The 6,197-nt window shown below is 62.3% G+C and carries 5 protein-coding genes; all 5 read left to right on the top strand.

Annotated features, from left to right (window positions below):
* Positions 1 to 2,061 (top strand): translation initiation factor IF-2 (gene infB, locus VF436_RS10365; protein ID WP_330903944.1); only part of this gene is annotated, 2,061 nt, incomplete at its 5' end.
* A gap of 118 nt (positions 2,062 to 2,179) precedes the next feature.
* Complete coding sequence (gene rbfA, locus VF436_RS10360) at positions 2,180 to 2,560, top strand: 30S ribosome-binding factor RbfA (protein WP_330903943.1); 381 nt, start codon at positions 2,180 to 2,182, stop codon at positions 2,558 to 2,560.
* A 155-nt stretch (positions 2,561 to 2,715) separates the two neighbouring features.
* On the top strand, positions 2,716 to 3,645 hold the full coding sequence (gene truB, locus VF436_RS10355; protein WP_330903942.1) for a tRNA pseudouridine(55) synthase TruB: 930 nt from the start codon (positions 2,716 to 2,718) through the stop codon (positions 3,643 to 3,645).
* 152 nt (positions 3,646 to 3,797) lie between these two features.
* Positions 3,798 to 4,067: a 30S ribosomal protein S15 gene (gene rpsO, locus VF436_RS10350; protein ID WP_330903941.1), complete on the top strand. Its 270-nt coding sequence runs from the start codon at positions 3,798 to 3,800 to the stop codon at positions 4,065 to 4,067.
* Between the two features lie 18 nt (positions 4,068 to 4,085).
* Complete coding sequence (gene pnp / locus VF436_RS10345) at positions 4,086 to 6,185, top strand: polyribonucleotide nucleotidyltransferase (protein WP_330903940.1); 2,100 nt, start codon at positions 4,086 to 4,088, stop codon at positions 6,183 to 6,185.
* Positions 6,186 to 6,197 lie beyond the last annotated feature (12 nt).

The raw sequence follows: 6,197 nt of genomic DNA, 5'->3' as shown, positions 1-6,197 counted from the left end.
GCACCAGTTGCGGCCAAGCCAACGGCCTCGGCCACGCCGGCTCCCGCTGGCGCGGCCGCGGCGCCGGGCGCTGCCGCCGGCGATTCGCGTAACAAAACGCGGTACGGCCGTGAGCGTGAGGAAGGCCCGGGTGGCAAGCGCTTTGTCGCAGGTGAGCTGCATTTGAGCGATGCCGATCGTGCCCGTCGCTCCAAGCGTGGCAAGCCGGGCAAGGGTGGCAACACGCGTGACAACGTACGTGGTGGCTCGCCTGCATCCTCCAGCGGTCCGCACGGTTTCTCCCGTCCCACGGCTCCGGTGGTTCGCGAAGTGCTCGTGGGCGACAACAATGTTGTGGCCGAACTGGCCGCCAAGATGGCGGTGAAGGGGTCGGAGGTAGTCAAGGCGTTGTTCAAGATGGGCGTCATGGCGACCATCAACCAGACCATCGATCACGATACGGCAGTGCTGGTGGTCGAGGAACTGGGCCACAAGCCGGTCGAGGCCAACCAGGACAATGCCGAGGCCGCGCTGGCCGCACATACCCAGAACGCCGAGCTCGAAGGCGAAAAGGTGGCGCGTCCACCCGTGGTGACCATCATGGGTCACGTCGACCACGGCAAGACCTCGTTGCTGGACTACATCCGCCGCACCAAGGTCGCCTCGGGCGAGGCGGGTGGCATCACCCAGCACATCGGTGCCTATCACGTGGAAACGCCCAAGGGCGTGGTCACGTTCCTGGATACCCCAGGCCATGCCGCGTTCACGTCGATGCGTGCCCGTGGCGCGCAGTCCACGGATATCGTGGTGCTGGTGGTGGCAGCCGACGACGGCGTCATGCCGCAGACGGCCGAAGCCGTGCAGCATGCGCGTGCCGCCAAGGTGCCGCTGATCGTGGCCGTCAACAAGATGGACAAGTCCGACGCCAACCCGGACAACGTCAAACAGGGCCTGGGCAATCTGGAAGTCATTCCGGAAGAGTGGGGCGGTGATACGCCGTTCGTACCAGTGTCGGCCAAGACCGGCATGGGTATCGACGAACTGCTCGACGCACTGCTGGTGCAGGCCGAGGTGATGGAGCTGACCGCTGTTCAGGACGGTCCGGCCTCGGGCGTGGTGATCGAGTCGAGCCTGGATCGCGGTCGTGGTCCGGTGGCTACCGTGCTGGTTCAGCAGGGTACGCTCAAGCGCGGCGACTTCGTGGTCTGCGGCGTGGAGTATGGCCGCATGCGTGCGCTTATCGACGAAAACGGCAAGACGGTTCAGTCCGCTGGCCCGTCGATTCCCGTGCAGGTGCTGGGTCTATCGGGTGTGCCGGAATCGGGCGACGACTTCGTGGTCGTAGCCGATGAGCGCCTGGCTCGCGAAGTGGCCGCCGAGCGCCAGCTCAAACGCCGTGAAACGCGCATGGTCAGCAAGGCCAACCGCCTGGAAGACATCATGGCGCAGATGGGCCAGGGCAACGAGCAGCAGACGCTCAATATCCTGGTCAAGGCCGATGTGCAGGGCTCGGTACAGGCGTTGCGCGAGTCGCTCAGCCAGATCGGCAACGAGAACGTAAAGGTCAACGTGATCGCAGCCGGCGTCGGCGGCATCACCGAGTCCGATGCCACCTTGGCAGCAGCCTCCAAGGCGCTGGTGATTGGCTTCAACGTGCGCGCCGATGCCTCGGCACGCAAGGTCATCGATACGGCGGGCCTGGATGTTCGCTACTTCTCGATCATCTATGACGTGATCGACCAGGTGAAGCAGGCCGCTTCCGGTCTGCTGGGCAAGGAAGTGCGCGAGGAAATCATCGGCATCGCCCAGGTGCGCGAAGTCTTCCGCAGCTCCAAGTTCGGCGCCGTGGCCGGTTGCATGGTCACCGAAGGTACGGTCAAGCGCAGCAAGCCGATCCGCGTGCTGCGTGACAATACGGTGGTGTTCCAGGGCGAACTCGAGTCGCTGCGCCGCTTCAAGGACCTCGTCGACGAAGTCCGCAACGGCATGGAATGCGGTATCGCCGTGAAGCAGTACAACGACGTGAAGGTGGGTGACCAGATCGAGTGCTTCGAGCGCATCGAGGTTGCACGTTCGCTTTGATGAAATAGCGGGACCCGGGGCTTGGGACTCGGGACTCGAAAGAACGGAAGCTCGCGAGCTCCTTGTTTTTCCGAGTCCCGGGTTCCGGCTCCCGGCTCTCGCGTAATGAGGTTCCACTATGCCTTCACGCGACTTCAAACGAACTGACCGCGTTGGTGCCGAGCTTCGGCGCGAACTGGGTCTGCTGGTTCATGCGGCCGTGCGCGATCATGGCCTGCCGTCCTCGAGCGTATCGGACGTCGAGGTCACCCGAGACCTGGATTTCGCCTCGGTATGGGTAACTGCCCTGATCCCGGAACAATCCAAGGAACTGGTCAAGGCGCTGAACGAACTGGCCGGCGAATTCCGCCGCGAACTCTCCCGCAGCATGCGTATCCGCCGCGTTCCAGAATTGCGCTTCAAATACGACGATTCGGTCGACAAGGGCGAGCGAATCGAAAAATTGTTGCGCGAGTCGGGCGATGTACCGACTGCGGCGCCAGATGCCGAAGACGAATGAAGCAAATAAAGGGACGAGGGTTGAGTAGCGAGGGCGCTGAAACCGGATGCGAGCGTTAGCCATCCGTTGCACGAAAGCACCTCCGCAACGTTCAGCCTGATCGCAAGGTCAGGGCTTGCGCCCTCGCTACTCTTTCCTCGCCCCTGTTTGACGCCATGTCTCGCACCATCTTTCGCCCCCTCCACGGCATCGTCCTTCTCGACAAGCCCCTGCACATGAGCTCCAACCAGGCTCTCCAGGCGGCGCGTAAGCTGCTGCGTGCGGAAAAGGGGGGGCATACCGGGGCGCTGGATCCTCTCGCCACCGGCTTGTTGCCGCTTTGTCTGGGCGAAGCGACCAAGGTTGCCGGTACCTTGCTGGGCTCGCGCAAGGCCTATCGGGCCGAGTGTCGCTTGGGGGCGACCACGACCACGGCAGATCTGGAAGGCGAAATCGTCCAGGAGCGCCTGGTTCCCGCGCTGGATAGCGAGCGCATCGAGCAGGCCCTGGTGAAGTTGCGCGGACGCATCGTGCAGATCCCCCCGGTTTATTCGGCGCTCAAGCAGGATGGTGAGCCGCTGTACCTGAAGGCTCGCCGTGGCGAAATCGTGCAGGCCCCCCCGCGCGAGGTCGAGGTCCATCGGCTGGACCTGCTCGAACACCAGGGGGATCGCCTTACGTTGTACGTCGAATGCGGCTCGGGCACCTATGTGCGCAGTTTGGCGGTCGACCTGGGTGAAGCTCTCGGCTGCGGCGCTCACCTGACTTCCTTGCGGCGCCTTTGGGTGGAGCCGTTCCGCGAGCCGGCCATGATCACGCTCGATACCCTGGCCGGCGCTGTCGGTCAGGGCGAGGAAGCGCTGCTTGCCTGCGTACGCCCGATCGCCGAAGGTCTGGTCGATCTGCGCTCCTTGCATCTGGACGCCGAGCAAAGCTTGGCTGTCTCACAAGGGCGCCAGATCCAGGTCGAACCCTGCCTGGAGACGACCCGGCACGCCGTTTTCGCCGATGATGGCCGCTTACTGGTGTTGGCCGATATCGGTGCCGACGGTATCATGCGCATCATCAGGGGCTTCAATCTGCCCCTGGGAGGCGCAATTTGCTGACGCAAGGACTGTCATGGTCTTGTTGTCTTGCCGTCTCAATCGCTAGAATAGCGAGCTTGTTCCAAACCATTCATTCACAAGGCGAAGCTTGCGCGATGTCATCGCAGTGACATGGCGCAAGCTTCGCATCGCCTTTTAAGGAAGAGATTCACATGTCCCTTACTGCAGAACAGACCGGCAAGATCATTGCTGATTTCGGCCGCGTGCCCAACGACACCGGTTCGCCGGAAGTCCAAGTGGCCCTGCTGTCGGCTCGTATCGAGCACCTGACCGACCATTTCAAGACCCATAAGCAGGACCATCACTCGCGCCGTGGCCTGCTGAAGCTGGTTAACAAGCGCAAGAGCCTGCTGGCTTACCTCAAGTCCAACGATCTGGCTCGTTATCAGAGCCTGATCGAGCGTCTCGGCCTGCGCCGTTAACCGACAAAGGACAGCAACGTGGCGAAAGTAACCAAGTCATTCCAGTACGGTAATCACGAAGTCACACTGGAGACGGGCGAAATCGCCCGCCAGGCATCCGGTGCCGTCATGGTCAGCATGGGCGGCACCGTCGTCCTGGTCACCGCCGTGGCTGCTGCCAAGGCCCGTGACGGCCAGGACTTCTTCCCGCTCACCGTCGATTACGTCGAGAAGTTCTACTCGGCTGGTCGCATTCCCGGCGGCTTCTTCAAGCGCGAAGGTCGCCCGACCGAAAAAGAGACGCTGACCTCGCGTCTGATCGACCGTCCGGTGCGCCCGCTTTTCCCGGAAGAGTTCAAGAACGAAGTCCAGGTCATCGCCCAGGTCGTCTCGCTCAACCCTGAGATCGATGGCGACATCCCGGCCATGCTTGGTGCTTCGGCTGCCTTGACGCTTGCCGGTATCCCGTTCAAGGGCCCGATTGGCGCCGCTCGTGTCGGCTACGCCGGTGGCAAGTACCTGCTGAACCCGACCGTTGCCGAGCTGAAGACGTCCGACCTCGACCTCGTCGTCGCCGGCACGAACAATGCCGTGCTGATGGTGGAATCAGAAGCCAAGCTGCTTACCGAAGAAGTGATGCTCGGTGCCGTGGTGTTTGGTCATCAGCAGATGCAGGCGGCGATCGAAGCCATCAATGCCTTCGTCGCTGAAGCCGGCCGCAAGACGTTCCATTGGGAAGCTCCGGCGCGTAACGATGCGCTGTTCGATTCGATCAACTCGATCCTGGGCGACCGTCTGGAGAAGGCTTTCGCGATCCGCGACAAGCTGGAGCGTCGCGACGCCATTTCCGCGCTCAAGGGCGATATCAAGACAGGCATCGCGCAGACTGCGCTGAGTCATGGCTGGAGCGACCTCGACATCAGCAATGCGTTTGCCGATATCGAATATCGCACCATGCGCGACGGCGTGCTCAAGACCAAGGTCCGTATCGACGGTCGCCAGCTCGATGACGTGCGTCCGATCTCCGTGCGCGTCGGCGTGCTGCCGCGCACCCATGGTTCGGCCCTGTTCACCCGTGGCGAGACGCAGGCTCTGGTCGTGGCGACGCTGGGTACGGCGCGCGATGCACAGATCATTGACGCACCGGAAGGCGAGTCGAAGGATCCATTCCTGTTCCACTACAATTTCCCGCCCTTCTCCGTGGGTGAGGCTGGTCGTTTCGGTGCTCCCAAGCGTCGCGAAATCGGCCACGGCCGTCTCGCCAAGCGTGGCGTGCAGGCTGTAAAGCCCACAATGGAAGAGTTCCCGTACGTGATCCGCGTTGTCTCGGAAATCACCGAGTCGAACGGCTCCTCGTCAATGGCCTCGGTCTGTGGTTCCTCGCTTGCCATGATGGACGCCGGCGTGCCGCTCAAAGCACCGGTAGCCGGCATCGCCATGGGTCTGGTGAAGGAAGGCGGCGACTACGTCGTGCTGTCCGACATCCTGGGCGACGAAGACCACCTCGGTGACATGGACTTCAAGGTGGCCGGTACCGCCGATGGCGTGTCCGCGCTGCAGATGGACATCAAGATCGACGGCATCACCGAAGAGATCATGAAGGTGGCGCTGGAGCAAGCCAAGCGAGGTCGTCTGCACATCCTGGGCGAAATGTCCAAGGTGATCAGCACGGCTCGCTCGGAGATGAGCGAATACGCTCCGCGTCTGCTGACCATCAAGATCCATCCGGACAAGATCCGCGAAGTGATCGGCAAGGGTGGTGCCACCATCCGTTCGATCACCGAAGAAACCGGTACCACGATCGACATCAGCGATGACGGCACGGTTGTGATCGCCTCGGTCAATCGTCTGGCGGCCGACGAGGCCAAGAAGCGCATCGAGCAGATCGTCTCGGACGTTGAGCCGGGTCGCATCTACGAGGGCAAGGTCGCCAAGCTGATGGATTTCGGCGCATTCGTGACCATCCTGCCGGGCAAGGACGGTCTCGTCCACGTCTCGCAGATTTCCAACGAGCGTGTGGAGAAGGTTTCCGACAAGCTCAAGGAAGGCGATATCGTCAAGGTCAAGGTGCTCGAAGTGGACAAGCAGGGCCGTATCCGCCTGTCCATGAAGGCCGTGGACGAGGATGCGAGCGCCTGAGCGCCTGAAGCA

Origin of the sequence: Dyella sp., assembly GCF_036384435.1 — a bacterium.
Taxonomy (GTDB): domain Bacteria; phylum Pseudomonadota; class Gammaproteobacteria; order Xanthomonadales; family Rhodanobacteraceae; genus GSA-30.
The sequence above is the reverse complement of the archived record's forward strand: the minus strand, read 5'-3'. Positions and strand labels throughout refer to the sequence as shown.

What these genes read in the sequence shown, in the direction of transcription:
- rbfA (WP_330903943.1), top strand. Translation starts at nt 2,180, where the DNA reads ATGCCTTCACGCGACTTCAAACGAACTGACCGCGTTGGTGCCGAGCTT.
- truB (WP_330903942.1), top strand. Translation starts at nt 2,716, where the DNA reads ATGTCTCGCACCATCTTTCGCCCCCTCCACGGCATCGTCCTTCTCGAC.
- rpsO (WP_330903941.1), top strand. Translation starts at nt 3,798, where the DNA reads ATGTCCCTTACTGCAGAACAGACCGGCAAGATCATTGCTGATTTCGGC.